Source organism: Pediococcus parvulus (assembly GCF_007990205.1).
Classification (GTDB): Bacteria; Bacillota; Bacilli; order Lactobacillales; family Lactobacillaceae; genus Pediococcus; species Pediococcus parvulus.
The window spans coordinates 1-16,309 of record NZ_BJWE01000042.1; the positions used below are offsets into that span (position 1 = coordinate 1).

The window sequence follows — 16,309 nt, forward strand, 5'->3', positions numbered from 1 at the left end:
CCCTCGATTGTCAACTCAAGTGCAACAAATGATGATTATTCAAATAATTGGTCTAGGTGATGCTAGAGATTGGGCAGAAGGGTGGCGGCACATTGATAGTCGAGCGAACGCCGCGGTCGTTGGTTGAGGGCATCCTGGAAGCCTTGAATGTCAGTGATGTCATAATCGTGGAGCGAGTGGCCTTTGGGTATGAACTCGCGGATAAGACCGTTGGCGTGTTCGTTGGTGCCGCGTTCCCATGGCGAGTATGGGTGGGCGTAGTAGACGTCGGTGCCAGTAACTTCGGAAAGTTTAGCGAACTCACTCCCATTGTCGAAGGTGACGGTCTTGAAATTGTCCGCACCATAGTCATTGAGGATTGACTGAAGGCCTCGTAAGCAGGTATCGGCGTGGTAGTTGGGGAGCTTGATGATGATTTCGAAACGCGTCACACGCTCGGTCATCGTCATCAACGCTGGTTCATCTTCGACGCGGGTGCCTTTGACCAAATCACCTTCCCAATGACCCACAACTTGGCGATTCTCAACTTCTGCGGGGCGCTCCTCGATGGACTGACCGTAGATGCGTTTGTTCGTCCGTACATGCTTACCGGTGTCATGCTTAACCCGGAGGCGTGGCTTCATCGGTAGGTCACCATTGCGTACCTCAAAAAGCCCTTTGTTGATGTCCCGGTAGACAGTGGGTGTCGATGGGCATGGCCGTTCCGGATGAGTCTGCTTGTAAGTGTGCACGAAGCTATCCACACTGTGGATTCGTGGCCGCGCTTGGAGCACCACCGCAAGCTCTGCGTAGAAATCTGGGCACTGATCAAAGCGCGTCCTTGGGCGACAAGCGGCGCGGTGCTTGTCGTAGACCGCAGCGCCGGTTTCAGCAAAGTAGCGCCGGTAGTGCTTGCCCGCGCCGCAGATTTGTTCAGTCGTGCCACGTTTGAGTTCACGGCTAACGGTGGATTTGTCACGATGAACCTGCTCAGCAATCTTAGTGACAGTGAAACCAGCCTGCTTAAGTGCCTGAATTTGCCCTCGTTCTTCTAAAGTGAGTTGTCGATAGTGCCTAGGTGTAGTAATCTGTGATTGGGTCATGATGATTCCTTTCTCATTTGCTTGGTCGCTTATAAGAATAGGTCATCATGGCCTTTTTGGTCTAGTCTATTGGCTGTTGCACTTCAAGTGTAAATCGGGGTCTTTATTATCAGCAACCTTTTGCAACTTTGGTTCTAATCTTTCTGCTAGATCAAATAAAGCTTCCATTCTCTGTGTGGTGGTTCCATCAGTTAAATTATTCATTCCAATCTTAATCTTCCAAAACATTAGGTCCGTAATATATGAACTTGATTGATCACTAGGATCAAAATAAACCCGGTTATTCTTTAAATCGTAGACCAAATAATTGTTTTTCCAATCTGGTATACCATTTTCATCCGAATCAATATCGTAATAATGATTATGTCCATATAAAACTTCACCAGTTTTATTAACTATATCTTCTGGTATTCCTTTAGTTTTAGGATCATTATCAGTTAAATAATTAAAGCGTCTTATACTATCATTATCAATCAATACTAAAATATATAATCTTTGCGGATTAGGCCCCGTTTCAATTTGATCATTGATATCTTCCAGTTTTTCATACTGTTGATTAGTAACTACTTCTTGATCTTCATATATATAATCCCCGACATTAGGACCACCTAGTCCTGCAGCTTGTATAACAGTTACTGAACTGGCACATCCTAGCAAAACCGCTATCCCCAAAAGAAAAGCCTTAATTTTCAACATAATTATCCCCCGAATCACTGTCTAACTGTCTAATTAAGACTTTAGCACTGTCATTCAACTAGTAAAGACAAAAAAACGGCTGTACGATAAATAGAGTTGATAGGCATTTTGCCATCAACTCTATTTTTGTATACCATTTATTAATAAAACTATTTTAGAACATCAAAAAGACACCATCCATACCTTTAGATGTTCTACCCTCTACAGCTTCACAATGAAAGGAATTTGAATGATGTCCCTAAGTAATAAGTCTATACGAAACGCTCTTGAAATGAAAGATGAGAATATTATCTTTACTGAAGACTCAAAATTTATGTTAGTTAATGGCATCAAGTTCTTAGTCTATTTTGCAATGCTAACTAAACAGATTGACCGTTGTCTTAACTGTGGCCTTGCAGGCCACTTAGTTAAGAATGGATTTAATAAAAATATGATAGTCGCTCCATCATTATCATTACGTCCAACGTATATAAGTCTGAAACGTCAAAAGTATAAATGTAAATCTTGTAACTCTATCTTTGTAGCCAAAACTAGTTATGTTTGGGAATATTGTCAAATCGCACAACCTGTTAGACAAAAGCTTTAGTAGGAGCCAAAGCCTGCGGATTAAAGGATTTATCCATTTTGATCTGAACAACATCAGGTTTATTTGTCATAAAAACACCTCATCATTCTTTATTGATGAGGTAATTTTACCGCTGAAATATACTCTTTTATAGACGGTCGGTTATTAGGTGCTTACGTTCAAAATGTCAAAATCGGTTAGTCAATTTGTGCCAAACAAGTTTGAAAAAATTTTCAAGCGTTGGTTTTTTCTCATTTTTAAACCCAGTTTGATACATTTTGTGATAAGAAACATTGCCTCCAGTTGTAGCTTCCTGTGAAGGTGTAGTTGATGGCAGCGGCTTCAGGTAGGCATCGATGCGTTTTACTGTATTTCCTTGATTATCGATTGCCGGCACTAAAATGACTAAGGGCTGCGGTTGGGTCGTCGAAGCAGCTACCGTTTTCCCGACGACATAAAAAGCTTTTAACTTTGCATTGGCCGGCAAATCAATCGTTGCGATCTGTTCAGTCGTACTTGCCGGTGTACTGGTGACCTGTCCGAAAAGTTCAAGCTGATCAGCATTTAACCGCTCGACCCGCTTTAACAGGACCGTTGCTAAAAATTCTCTTTGATCACTGCTTGAAAGTGAGACATCCTTGAAAGCTGAATCTTGCGCCAGTATTTTTTGCAGGTATAAAGTGGCATCATAGATTTTAAAAGTCGTCTTGGCAGCCAGTTCATCTTTTTGGTGCAAAACTAGCAATTGGGTCAAAGGATCAGCTACCACAGGAGTTGCCAAGCTCCAGGTACCTAAAATCAGCGAGCCAAAACCGAATATCAATAAACAAATTTGCCGCCATATTACCCGTGCTTTCATTGACCCACTCCTTTCATCTAATTTCTAATCTGATGCCTTTTCTTTATTTTTCGTTTACTCCACCAGTGCAGTAATAATACTAAGGCTAAGATAGCTACCGTGATAATCAAAGCCCACGCAAAAGGTGAAAGACTATTACGGACAATTTTTTCTTCATGATATGGGATACGATGACCCCGCACCAGTAATCGGTGAGTGTTGATAAACAGTGGGACACAAGTTACCAATGTAGCATAGTTTTTCCCTGCTGTCGCCTGCAAATATGGCAGCATTTTACTCGGTAAAACCGTTCGCATTTTATCAACTCGGTACGCTCTGATTTTACCATGAATCTTCAAATAAAATTTATCACCAACTTTTAGCCGTGGTAAATTAGTAAACAATTTAGCAATTGACAAACCACTGTGACCTAAAATTACTAAATTCTTACCTTTTCCATTACCAGCCAAATCACTGGCACCATTCAGTAATCCGGCACCATTGTCTAACGCCGTTTCACTGACTGTATCAAAAACTGGGAGTTGTAATTTAATCTTTGGAATTGCTAAAACTGCAACTGTATTTAGCTGACTCAAAGCAACATTAACTGTTGATTTACTTTTCCTTTGCTGCGTAAACGGATCAGCATCGGTAATCTTAGTTTGATGATCCTGCAGGTGATACAAATGTAGCAAATATTTTTTGGCTGACATTTTCCCTGTTTGCTGATCATAATTATCAATTGCCGCTTGCTGCCGCTGACTTAAAAGTTGATCAGAAATAAATGGATATGTTGCTACTCCAATCAATAAAACTACTAAAAGGCAATAGAAAAGATTACCAGTAAGTCCACGTTTTTTCCTGTCAGTTTTTTTAGCCATAATTATGCGTTAACTTTTCTTGCTTTGCGATATTCTTTAACTCCCAAGGTCGTGCCAATAACGATGACTAAAGCAATGATTAACATCAACCATTGACTACCGGTTGACAACAATCCTTTGGCATTATCATCAACCTCGATCGTCTTGCTATTACTACTTTCATCAACAGTAAATGATAAATCACTTGTTCGTAACTGATAACCAGTGGGAGCTTTAATTTCTTTCAAAGAATACTTTCCCTTTGCTAAACCTTCAACTGAGAAGGTGCCATCAGTTCCAGAAGTAAAGACAGTTGCATCATCTTGGGAGCTTACCCAATTTGAAGTACCATCACTTATCTGGTTCAAATACTCACCTTTACTATTCCTAACGACAAATTCAGCACCACTTAAAGCCGAATTACCAGTGCCAGTACCCAAAATACCTGCTGATTTCTTGATAAATTGAGCACCATAAGTGTAAACGGTTGCTTTACCGGTATTAGTATTTTTTCCTGTTCCATTATTCCAGTTCAAATTATAATTATTATCAATATCTGTAGCAACTTTAGCTGTTGTTGGATCAAGTGCCATACTATAACTAATCGTAACCACTTTGCCAGCCAGAGAAGAATTTAACAGCTGATTGCTGCTGTCTAAAAAGTCAATCTTATAAGTCTTATTATCAGTATCATAGGTTAAATTGTAATCAGTGCTATTAGTCAATGCTGTTTGTGTATCATCAACACTATCACCGTAAGTTAAAGTAAAAGCAGTATCTGAAGAATACTTCAAACCAGTTCCTGGTGTATCGAACCAGTTAAATTCGGTGTAATCACTAATATTATTTGGGACGGTGATCGTTGCTTGATATTTTACAGTAGCACCTTGATCAAATGAATTATCCGTTGAGGATCCATTAGTGACCGTTTTAGTTGAAGCTGGTTTTTGATAGTTGATATAAGTTTGGTCAGTTGGTGTGACATTGCCATCGCTATCAATTTTAAATGTTAACTTATTGTTTGCATCATTTAACGCATCTTTACCTAACAAATAGCCATCACCTGCTAAACCATCAGTTGAAACATCATCACTAGCTTCCTCAACAAAGTAGTATGAACCAACCGTTAAGTTAGTTGCTGTGATTTTACCATTATCATCCGTTGTCAGTTTAACCTCACTACCATCAGAATTGGTTACCTGAGTGCCTGAGCCTGGAGTACCCTTATAAAGCAAGAACTTAGCTCCTGCTAAAGCTGCAGCCGATTGTCCATTCTTTTCAGCTTGTTTAGTCAAAGTAAAGCTTAACGTTTGAATCTCATTTTTAGGATAAACGTTGACTGTACTCAAATATCCATCGCCAGTGCTATTAGTCATTGGTGTAACAACCACCATTGGCTGTGCAGTTGTTTTAATCAATTTGCTGGACTTTGTTTCAGCAATTAAATAAACATGATGATTTTGTGAGGATGAATAATTTGGCAAGCCACTAAAAGTTACCGTTCCATCAGGACCTACATCCTTTTGATTTGCCACTTTATTAGCATCAGTTTCATATGTTGAAGCATTCTTAACAATTTCCGAAATATCACCATTAGTCAGACCATCTGTTGAGTATTTACTTGAAACACCGCTGGTAATGTCATAAACCGTAAAACCTACATCACCATATTTAGATGGATCATAAGCAGAGACAGTACTTGGTAAAGACAATTCACTACCATTATTTTCTATGCTTGGTGCTGTACCAGTATACTGCAATTTATGAACTGTAATGTCTACCGTTGAAGATGGAGTAGTATTATCTGCATGTACTTTTGAAGAATTATTTTGCAAACTTAAGCCTAATAAAGCTCCCAAGAAAGCTAAGACCGCAACACCAATAACCAGGAGTTTGCTGGTCTTTGTTTTTAAAGAACTAGAATTCATTGATTAATCTCTCCTTTTTTAATTTTCCCTTTACTAATTAATTTACCTTGAACTACCCGTCGTTTATGGCCAACCTGTGCACAATCATAAACGGTTACAATTGGTGTTTGTTTTCCCGTAGGTAGCCAATAAGCTGAACCTTTGGCTGGAATGCCATCAACTAGCTTGACATACGGTGAAACGACTCGATTGCTGTAAACCTGATAAGAAAAACGATAATGTTTGTTATATAAATAGACACGATCACCTACTTTAACGCTTTTCAAATCACTTAATAGCACACCCGGCAACCGCATATTATGACCAGCAAGGACATAATTGCCTTTTCCCATTTGTGAGTCATAGTAATAATCTTTAGCAACTCCCCAGGACAATGTATAACGATTGATCCCTGAAAAAATCGGTAAATCAACTTTAATACTCGGAATTTTTAGGATACCGCTTGCATAGCGATTATACCCTTTGTCCTGAGCTTTTCTTCGATTGCGATTCAAGCTTGAAATAGTTTGTGAATTGATGCGCCCATTACCTAAAAATCGGCTGTTCAGCTCTACTTGAGGAGCCTGGCGCAATTGGTAATATAAATAATAGCGATAACCACGCCAACCTAGATAGGTTAACATCATAATACAAAACAAAATTCCAACCGAGTAGACTAGTTGTTTGATATGCTTTTCTTGTTTCATAAAATTATCCTATTCTTTGGCTCGCCGGTGCTTAGAAATTACTACGATGGCAATTCCCAAAACAATAATCAAAATGACGATTGCCAGCAACCGTTGACTACCAGTTTGTGGGATATACTTGATTACACGAACTGTTACTTGATTCGTATCATTGCTATATTTATCAATTCCAACTGTAGCGGTATTGTCGATATCTGTCTCAGTTGGGGCATTGGCATTTATTTGACAATCCAACTCAAGAATATACTTTCGCTGATCATAAACCATACGCGAATTCGTCGAACTATCAAAATCAGATGGATTGGATAGAAAATCAGCAGTAAACGCAAAATTAACAGTTGTCTTTCCATCAGTTGTCGTAGAAGATAAGGTTCCAACACTCGAATTATCTGTGCTATTTGTTGAAAAATCCCATGATTTGATTTTGGTACCATTACTTGATTCAGCAACTATCTTACCCGTTCCTAGAAATGTTACATTATCAGGTAATTCATCACGATAAGTAAATGATGTATACGGTGTCATCATATCTACACCTAAATCACCAACTTGTTGTGCAATTTTATAGACGATATCTGTTCCAGCAAAAAGCTCCTTGGAAGTATCGTTATAATCAACGTTGTTACCCGAAGTATCATCAACTGCTTTAGTCGGCGTTTCCGGTGGAGCATTCCATAAGGATTCAGAAGATAAAGAAAACCACATATTAGATGTATACTGATAATAATCCAGCATCCCAATTCGCATATCGATTTCAGTTTGGTTATTCAATTTATAAGTGACACCACCATCAGCAAAATTTGATGAGCCAAGATAATCATATTTATAAGTATTGCCTGCCCAGGTCCCAGAATTTACACCGGCAAAAATTGAACCATTATATGCTGAATCTGAAGTTGTACCTGCATAACCATTAATTGAATGATCACTACTAGTGTAGTTTGGATCATAAGCCTTAACAGAAGTGTCATCTGCTGAGGTTAAATAAGCATCTGAATACTGTCCACCCTTCATTGTTACAAATTCAGCGGCTTGAAAGTCAGCACTATGATGAGTTGCATCATGATAATTCAAAGAACCGATTGTTAAATAGCTATCTGTACCCAAATTAACAGCTGAATCGTCAGATTTATAAAAGAATTTAACTTTTACTTCCATACTTTGAAGCGGCATCGTAAAGTTGACCCCACCGTATAAATCCTGACAAAATTCAATTTTAGCTGAATCACTTGAGTTCTTCCAACTATCATTATATTTAAAATTGTCATATGTTATAACAGCATAAATTTGCTTACCTTGATAGGTACCAACACCACCATCACTATCTTTGCCATAAGTAACCGTAATATTTGAATTATTTGAATTATTTGAATTATTCGAATTACCAGGTATATTTACACTAATTTCGCTACTTCCACTTGGAAAAGACGTATAAATATCACTTGTTGAAGTAATATCACTATCTGAAATATTGCTTGAATGTGCTGTTACTGTTGCAGTCTCACCAACAATATTTTTGATTGAAAGTTCATTTTCACTTGCAATGCTCGTGTCATTTGGATCAATATTGTGAACATTATCAGCTCTAGCTGTTTTTGAAAATGCAGTTAAATCTCCTAAAGAAAATAAGAAAATGACAAATGCAATTAGTAAAAAAATTTTTTTTCTCAACATCATCCTCCCTCCAATAATTCTTTTATTTCAAATGATAACAGCCAAAGTCTAATATACAAATATATCTAAATAGTATTAAGCAACCGCTTACATTTCCCCTTCTAAAATATATTATAATTTGATATTATTTTTATAAATAGATCTAATTTGTTTACTATATCACACTCCCCCTATTTATACCTTTATCAATATAAATCACTTTACCAAAAACATCAATAGATAATATTATTGTTACTCAAAATCTAGTTTTTGTGACAGATAACAAGCAGAGCCAATATTACAGTTGTTTCAGCATAATTTTTTAAAATTTATAAGCTTATCCTGAATTATTCATAGTTCATAAAAATCCCGTCAGTTTTCGTATTTTTTCGAAACGCGCATTTTAGAATCAAGTTAGCCACTATCTCAAAATTTTTTGGACGACGAATTGTCAACTCAAGTGCAACTTTTTACCCATGAAGACTTCTGATGGCGTCTTCCAGCCTAAGACCTTGCGTGGTCGATTATTCAGTTGTTCAATGTAAGTCTCAATTTCCTGGTCGCTCTGAAGGTCTAGGTCTGTGTTCTTGGGAAAGTATTCTCTAATCAGTCCGTTGGTGTTTTCGTTAGTTCCTCGTTGTTGAGGCGCGTGTGGGTCAGGAAAGAAGACCTTTGTATTCAGACGTTCTGCCAGCTCCCTGTACCGGGCAAACTCCCTTCCACGGTCAGGAGTCACTGTTCTTACTCGGTTAGCTGGTAAGGCACCAAGCAGCTCAATCATGACGTCTCTAACAGTGTCAGCTTTTGCGTTGGCCGTTCGCTTCGAAAGCAGATAGCGTGATTTACGGTCAACTAATGTTACTAATGCAGAGTGTCCTGTTTTACCGCGTACTGTATCGCCTTCCCAGTGACCAAACCAGCTGCGATTTTCTGCCGACCGGGGTCGGTCGTGAATTGATGGCACGTCATTGAAGCGCCCCCGGCGTTCATTTATGGTGCCTTTGATTTTGCGCGTCTTGCCTCGGTGTCGAAGCAGCCTTGGTAGCCCGCGAGCACCATGGCTCTTCAATGGAACGCCGAGATTATCTAGGTAGATACCTCTGTAGATAGTCGAATAGCTGATGCGAATAGAACTGCCTTCTAGTGACAAGCGACCGGCAATCTGCTCAGGCGACCAATGTAGCACCGTGATATATCGAATGACAGCGTCACGAGTCCCCGGTCGATCGAGGATCCGAGGACGCCTGCTAGCCAAGCGAACCCGCCGGTAGCGGTCCTGAGCGGTGGCTGCCGAATAGCTCCGCCAGCCGCCGTTACGTGCAATTTCACGGCTGACTGTACTCTTGGAACGACCTATCTCTTTGGCGATGGTATCAAGAGTTTTGCCTGTAGAGATACCAAGCAGTATCGATTCACGGTCTTTTAAGGTAAGATGGGTGTACGGACTCATAGTCGAGTTCTCCTTGTAGTTGGTCTTGTGGTGATTCCATTTTACAAGGACTCAGGCTATGAGTCTTTTCTATTTGACTAATTTGTTGCACTTGAATTGTAAATCCGTCATGTTAAAAAAAGCCGCCGCCTACTTTGCCAGTCTGAAGTAACCCCCAGCGATAAGTATGCTTTTATGTTGAGGGAAACCTCTGTTTCTGTGGTAAGGTGGGCGCGTTTGTTAGACGTATCAACGAGTGGTTATTATGCTTGGCGGAGAGCTTTGCCAAAGCGAAACGTCAAAGAAAGGCAATATCGTCAACGAATCAAACACTTTTTTGATCAAGGACAGGGCACTTACGGGCCCAAACGCATCTGCGATTTATTGCGTAAAAATGGTAATAAAGCTTCCTATCACCGAGTTGCCCGTCTGATGGCTGATGCCGGTCTGTATTCAACGCTACGTTGTCGTCATCCGAAGAGTTTGAGCGATAGCCGCCTTGCTTGTCAAGGTGATTATCCCAATCTAGTGAAACACCAATCTTTTAAGCCGTTTGAAGCCTTATCAAGTGACATTACACAGACGACAACATCGGAAGGAAAAGCTTACATTTGCCAAATAAGGGATTTGACCAGCAACCTAGTGTTAGCTCATCAAATATCCAATCATATGGACACGGATTTAGTCTTAGCGACACTTAAACAAGCCCACCAAAGGTGGGCTTTGCCAGAAACGTGTATTTTTCATAGTGACCGTGGTAGCCAATACACGGCCAAAGCAGTGACAAAGTTGGTCAACCAATATCATTGGCAACGTAGCTTCTCAGCATTGGGAAAACCGGGTGATAACGCTTGGAGCGAAAGCTTCTTTGCCATCATGAAGAAAGAGCTCATTTATCAGATACAATTTAAAGACATCAATGATCTGAGAGCGCAAGTCTTCGCTTACATCGAGACCTTTTACAACCGCGTAAGGGTACAAGCACGCTTAGACTACCTTGCACCAGTAGCATGGCTTTCCTTGTATGACCAAGCTTCACAAAAAGTCGCTTAGCAAACTGTCCGAAAAAGTGTTGACTTCCCATATGTAAGAATATCGGCAAGCTCAAGCTTCATGTTATCAACTGACTTATCTGAAAAATCTTTTTTACTCTCAACATCCCACAAAAACAATTCACCGGCTTCAACTGAGACTGCTCGGGCCAATGCAGGTAACGTATGATATTTATTCCAACCCCGACTATCACGAAAATCAATTAGCTCACTTATTAACTGCTCATATTCCATAAAATATTCAGTCCTTATCATCCGCAAATTTTGAATCTTAATTAGATACATTGGTTTTAAGGTAATAATATCAATCCGCACCGGTGTTAGTTAGCAAATCAAAAACTATTATTTAGAATATAATTCGGACTTATTTTCTTGCTTCTATTGCTCGTTCAATCCGCCCCTCATCATAAAGCCGCAATACAAAATACATCCCCACATAAATAACCAACGGAATCCAAACATAATTCAAATCAATCATGGTGAGAGTTGCGGCATTCTGGGTTCGATTGGCAACGTAACCCGAAAAGTGAAACAAACCAGCTGTAATCAAGCCGCCAACACCAAGGCCGACGTTAACGCCAAAGTCATCCGTTGAAGCCAGAACTCCCTCGGCTTGGATCCCCATGCTGGCACCATAACGGATTGTGTCAGCAATCATGATTGAGACGAGGCCGATAATGATCCCATTGCCAATCGAGTTAATCAAGACACCGCCAAACAAGAACCACAGTATTTTGGTATAAACCCCAATCGCAATCACGGCTTGACCAACCAGCGCTATTAAAATACCGCGAAGCATCGTTTGCTTCTTACTGCGAACCTCGGTAATTCGAATGATCAGCAATACCCCGATTAACGCTGCCAGGGTAAAACTGTTAGCTAGTGGTACCAGGTTTTCGTTTCCCACCGTATATTTAAAATAGTAAATGGTTGTCTGATTCTTAATTGCCGTCACCAGCCAGTACATGATAATCACGATTGACATAACGATCCATGGCTGATTATGTTTCAACATTTTTAGGACAGTTGTTAACGGTTGATGGGCAATTTCAGGATTCGCGAACCGTTCGCGAACATGGACAAACGTGTTGATAATCAAAAGAAATGAAATCAGGCTAAACACGATGATTGTGCCCAAGAACCCTTTTTGCTGATTACCGTGGCCGAAGAACGCAACCAAGGGTAATGTGAATACCGCCACCACAATTTGAACCGAACTGCCAAAGAATTGACGAATGACACCCAACAACGTCAACTCGTGAGTATTCTGCGACATCGTTGGTAAGATTGACGTGATTGGCAGATTAACAGCCGTATACAGAAATCCAAGGCCTAAATACGTCACATATGCCCAGATTAATTTACCATTATACGAAAAGTTAGGCGTCACAAAGGTGAGAACCGCAAAAATAACGTAAGGTAACGAATACCAGAGGAAGAACGGTCGGCTCTTGCCAAACCGTGAATGTGTGTGATCAATCATGATCCCGATGACAAAACTTTCAACAACGTCAGCTACCCGCGCCACGACAAATAAAATGGCCACCGCGCTTGGTGTCAGTCCATAAACATCAGTGTAAAAGAATAGCAAATAGGTCGTCATCATTTGAAAGACTAAATTATCGGCGGCGTCACTTAAGCCGTAACTAATTCGTTCGGGCCACCGTGTTACCCATTTCGTCGTGCTTTTCATCCCATCATCGCCTTTATCGAAATTGTTAATCAACTTTATCATACTCTAAAATTTGGATGTAAGCTGATTCCTGAGACAACTTACATCCAACAATCATAGATGGATCTGGTGCAAACAGTGTGAGAGATGACCATCTAACCAGCTATTGATCCTATGTTGAAGGTTATGCAGCTAACAATGCTTCTAATTCGTCCACGACTGAGAACCCGATGAGACTTAACTCTCGTCGGGTTCTTTTGCGTATTGCGTGAACAATTTCCACACCGCTCAACGTTGCACTAGCGGTTCGAATGCTTTGAAAGCTTGCTGAGCGGACACGATGACGTTTAATGAATCGGTGGTCCTGTTCAATCAAATTATTTCGATATTTGGAACATTGGTGGGCTGATTTGCTCAAATAGTCTTGCTTTATCAGGTGCTTCACTGCTTTCAGTGTTGCCCGATATTGATCAGTGACTAATCGATCAGGCCGACCATTGGTCGTCAAGAGACGCTTCAAAAAGTGATAGGATGCGGTATAATCGCGGTGTTTTCGTAGCTCAAAATCCATGGTCAAACCGTTACTGTCAATAGCGCGATACAAATAGGCCCAACGGCCTTTAACTCGAATATAGGTCTCATCGATTCGCCAACTTTTAGCGTGAGCTGTTTGATGCCGACGCCATAGAGCCTTAAAGATGGGGCCATAGTGATGAACCCAACGCATGACCGTGGTGTGATGAACAGTGATACCCCGATCCCGAAGCAATTCAACGATGTCACGATAGCTGAGACTGAATCTGAAATAGTAGCCAACGGCTACTAAGATGATGTCCTTTTGAAAGTGGCGTCCCTTAAAGTGATTCATGCGCGCAATCCCTCGTTTCTTGGCACCCAGTATACTAAAATCAAGTCAGCGAGGAAAATTTGCACCAGAACCGTTTTTTAGTATGTGCTGTATTTGTATCTATAACTCAATGCTCTCTCAATCATTGAAATATCAGCTGCATCAAATTCCTTTTTTGCCATCTGTACCGATGATAAGAAGTCTTTGTTTTTTTTAAAAGATTTAGCCAGCAACTTTTTATCCTTATCATCGAGCTTGATTTTATAAAGCAAGTTTGCCATCGAAATAATCATAGTTTTGTGAGCCTTAAAATAGCGTCTGTACAATTCGCTTTCAGATGCACACAACTTATCAAAATCCTGCTCTGAATATTTGGGTTGAAGCCCCAAAATTGGATTAACAAGTAGCGCGGTGGATGCTTCCATTAGATTGACATATGCACCCAACTCATACTGTTGAGCCTCCGTCATCTTGGTGTAGTCAGTTCCGAAGGTTTCTATCTTCACAATGGCTTCTCTTAATTTCTCAGATTCATCTATGATTCTTGTAATTCGCTTACTTAGTTCGACAATAGCAAGTTCGTATGATTTGATGTCACGGTTACTAATAAGCGTGTATGTATTCTCAAGTCTTTCCTTATCGCTGTTTGTCTTAAAAAACATCAGACCGCTTGCTACAATAGAAACGCCGGCAATCGTCCAGCCAACAGGTCCCGCAAGTGCTAAAAAGGCGTTGCCCGCAGCCATTCCACCGCCACCAGTAGCTAAAGCACCTCCACCTAACCATGCCAGCGCTGCATTTGTAAATGCTGCACCACTCAAAGTAGATATTGCTGTTCCGGTAGAAGCCGCTCCAAATGTGGTCGCAATACCCATAGCAGCTGTAGGGCCAAGCGCAGCAACAGCAACACCGGCACCAACACCAGCAACGCCTTGACCAGCAGCTTTTACCTCCGCTTTCTTATATTCCAGTTCTATTTTCTCAGCCTGCTGTTTCCAGTTAACTCTGATTGTTTTTAACTTCTCATATTTCAGCATGTTTTTTTCCGGCACATTGCGAATGCGGTCAAATAACGACTGTATCGTGGTCAATGAGGTGTACAATGAACTGGTATATTTTCCCAGCTCATTTATTTTTTGATTCGTTTTCTGTGCAGCAGCTTTTGCTTTCTGTTGCGCTTTTTTAAGTTTTGATGACTTCTTTGCCATATTATTTTCCTCCAAAGTACTTGTCGATGTCCGGCTTACTTTTCAGAATTCTATTTACGGGAACATTACGCACTTCTGCTAATGTTACTGATTTTCCAAAAGCTTTTATATAAGCATCGCTTTTTTCGAAGTCACTGATAAACATTAACAGGTGGTGGTCGTCGTACTGATGTGCCAGAATTTTCAGACCCTCTATGTAATTGCTAACAATAACGGTTTCCTTTGACGCAAAATCGAATTCTTTCTTTGCGTGATTATAGGAAATCGCTCTCCTCGTTTCACCATAGAGAGATATTGCAAATCGTCCGACTCCGACAACGTTAAGTCGTAAGACAAACTCTACCGCATTAAAAGTACCTCCACCAGCTATAAGCGATCTGCCCACTGCATCACCGACATCAACCAAACAGAATGTACCATGTGCAACCGTCAACATTCGCTTAACTGTAGCATTCGAGAATGGTTCACATTTCTTCCACATGAGCGCAAAGGAGCGTTCTGTCTTTGGAATTTCTGAAAAATATTTGAATAGACGGCGAATAGCATAAATGAGTCTAACAAGAAGCTCGTTCAAAAATACTGGTATAGCCTGAGCTGTCTGGAACCGAATATCATAGCCTTTTTCAAAAATGTTTAGAGCCAGCTCATTCATAGTTTTGTCCGTTTCAGTTACACTAAGTCCCAATTTAGCTTTTATGGCAATAATGTCATTGGTCCATGTCCACAATGGAGATGGAAGGCCCGTGCCGCGATTACCTTTGGCCGCACTTGACGATGAACCGGATACATCCGAAATAAGATGACCTATCCAGTTAGCAAATCCACAGAACAGCTTACTTGGAATATTTCCGCCTCGTAGTTCCCATTTTTCATCTGCCTGTTGCAAAGAAACAAGTTGACCGTCTGTAACAAAATGAGATGTATTGCTGAACTGGTCGAGTATCGAAAAGAACAGTCCCAACAAACTCGGATTGTGTGCAAGAGATTTGAAATGATGATTTTTGGCAGTCAAATCGAAAATGGTCTTTCCAGCGTCACCCAGTCCGGTCTGGTCATATGGAACCTTAAATTTCTTCTCCAAGAATCTCAATGCGGAATCAAGGCTATCAAAATTTTTCTTTTCCGGATTGCACAGTTTTGCAAAATCTATCGTTCTGGCTACAAACCATTTATCCGTAATATTACCTAAAGGTGACTCACCAGGCTTACCCACTAAAAAAATGTCGATGATACCACACAAGGCACCAGAACTTGTAGCCAAAATATAATCCAACTTATCACAGTCTGGTTTCAGACCTTTAATCGAATCTACCGTTTCATTCAAAACGACAAGCTCTGTTTCAACTTTCGCCATTGCATCAGCAATTGATGTAGAAAAATCAAAGCCCCCATCCTCAACGCTTAAATTAAGGAGAATATCCTTTTTTATGATTGCATTATCCATTTACGCACCTCACTCAAGATGATCATTATTCTGACCATGTCTTTTGATTTGATATTGTTGCACTCAAACTGGTTCTGGTGCAAAGTTCAATAAATGACTGAGTTCTACCCGTTTAACTGACACTGTTGGCTTCAGGCAGCTATTAGTTGTTGCAATTCAGTGATTACTGAAAACCTGGATTGAAGTCCATATTTGAGACGGATTTTAAGAGACATTCAGAACCGCGTTTACCTTCCACAGCTCAAATAAATCATTAATCGCGATTAATAACTTATTTGAACCCTGGAAAGCATTAAATCAGGCGGCCATTGCGATCTCGAGGAATGGTTAAGTTAAGTTGGCCGTATTT

At 40.3% G+C, this 16,309-nt stretch carries 13 protein-coding genes and 2 pseudogenes; 2 read left to right on the top strand and 13 right to left on the bottom strand.

Annotated features, from left to right (window positions below):
* Positions 1-62 precede the first annotated feature (62 nt).
* A complete protein-coding gene (locus tag PPA04_RS07865; protein ID WP_057784812.1) occupies positions 63-1,082 on the bottom strand; it encodes an IS30 family transposase in 1,020 nt (339 codons plus the stop codon).
* 66 nt (positions 1,083-1,148) lie between these two features.
* Complete coding sequence (locus PPA04_RS07870) at positions 1,149-1,778, bottom strand: hypothetical protein (protein ID WP_057784811.1); 630 nt, start codon at positions 1,776-1,778, stop codon at positions 1,149-1,151.
* Positions 1,779-2,010: 232 nt separating this feature from the next.
* On the opposite strand from PPA04_RS07870, the pseudogene PPA04_RS09920 reads away from it, so the two are divergent.
* A pseudogene (locus PPA04_RS09920) lies at positions 2,011-2,361 on the top strand (transposase family protein); the annotation flags it as partial.
* A 169-nt stretch (positions 2,362-2,530) separates the two neighbouring features.
* Here the strand turns inward: PPA04_RS09920 and PPA04_RS07880 are convergent.
* From PPA04_RS07880 to PPA04_RS07905, 6 genes are all read right to left on the bottom strand, one after another.
* Positions 2,531-3,202, bottom strand: a complete 672-nt coding sequence (locus PPA04_RS07880) for a hypothetical protein (RefSeq protein ID WP_057784809.1) — start codon at positions 3,200-3,202, stop codon at positions 2,531-2,533.
* 17 nt (positions 3,203-3,219) lie between these two features.
* Entirely contained in the window at positions 3,220-4,062 is an 843-nt protein-coding gene (locus PPA04_RS07885; protein WP_056963974.1) for a class C sortase, read from the bottom strand.
* Positions 4,063-4,064: 2 nt separating this feature from the next.
* Positions 4,065-5,969 carry a pilin N-terminal domain-containing protein gene (locus PPA04_RS07890; protein ID WP_057784808.1) on the bottom strand — a complete coding sequence of 635 codons (1,905 nt, stop codon included), beginning with the start codon at positions 5,967-5,969 and terminating at the stop codon, positions 4,065-4,067.
* Positions 5,966-6,655, bottom strand: coding sequence for a class A sortase (locus tag PPA04_RS07895; RefSeq protein WP_057784807.1), 690 nt, complete (start codon positions 6,653-6,655; stop codon positions 5,966-5,968). The genes PPA04_RS07890 and PPA04_RS07895 overlap by 4 nt, the downstream gene beginning before the upstream one ends.
* Before the next feature lie 9 nt (positions 6,656-6,664).
* Positions 6,665-8,326 (bottom strand): isopeptide-forming domain-containing fimbrial protein, encoded by a 1,662-nt coding sequence (locus tag PPA04_RS07900; protein WP_186806974.1) that lies wholly within the window; start codon positions 8,324-8,326, stop codon positions 6,665-6,667.
* Positions 8,327-8,759: 433 nt separating this feature from the next.
* Positions 8,760-9,758 carry an IS30 family transposase gene (locus PPA04_RS07905; protein WP_057784805.1) on the bottom strand — a complete coding sequence of 333 codons (999 nt, stop codon included), beginning with the start codon at positions 9,756-9,758 and terminating at the stop codon, positions 8,760-8,762.
* A gap of 111 nt (positions 9,759-9,869) precedes the next feature.
* On the opposite strand from PPA04_RS07905, the pseudogene PPA04_RS07910 reads away from it, so the two are divergent.
* A pseudogene (locus tag PPA04_RS07910) lies at positions 9,870-10,790 on the top strand (IS3 family transposase); the annotation flags it as partial.
* Here the strand turns inward: PPA04_RS07910 and PPA04_RS07915 are convergent.
* The 5 genes from PPA04_RS07915 to PPA04_RS07935 form a co-directional block, all read right to left on the bottom strand.
* Complete coding sequence (locus PPA04_RS07915) at positions 10,787-11,023, bottom strand: nucleoside triphosphate pyrophosphohydrolase family protein (protein ID WP_229923076.1); 237 nt, start codon at positions 11,021-11,023, stop codon at positions 10,787-10,789. The pseudogene PPA04_RS07910 and the gene PPA04_RS07915 overlap by 4 nt on opposite strands.
* A 130-nt stretch (positions 11,024-11,153) precedes the next feature.
* Positions 11,154-12,482 carry a glycoside-pentoside-hexuronide (GPH):cation symporter gene (locus PPA04_RS07920; protein WP_057784813.1) on the bottom strand — a complete coding sequence of 443 codons (1,329 nt, stop codon included), beginning with the start codon at positions 12,480-12,482 and terminating at the stop codon, positions 11,154-11,156.
* Between the two features lie 163 nt (positions 12,483-12,645).
* Positions 12,646-13,329 (bottom strand): IS6 family transposase, encoded by a 684-nt coding sequence (locus PPA04_RS07925; RefSeq protein WP_002816607.1) that lies wholly within the window; start codon positions 13,327-13,329, stop codon positions 12,646-12,648.
* 77 nt (positions 13,330-13,406) lie between these two features.
* The gene (locus PPA04_RS07930; protein ID WP_057784803.1) at positions 13,407-14,516 is read right to left on the bottom strand and encodes a hypothetical protein; all 1,110 of its coding nucleotides are present in this window, start codon (positions 14,514-14,516) and stop codon (positions 13,407-13,409) included.
* 1 nt (position 14,517) lies between these two features.
* The gene (locus tag PPA04_RS07935; RefSeq protein ID WP_057784802.1) at positions 14,518-15,960 is read right to left on the bottom strand and encodes a hypothetical protein; all 1,443 of its coding nucleotides are present in this window, start codon (positions 15,958-15,960) and stop codon (positions 14,518-14,520) included.
* Between the last annotated feature and the right edge of the window lie 349 nt (positions 15,961-16,309).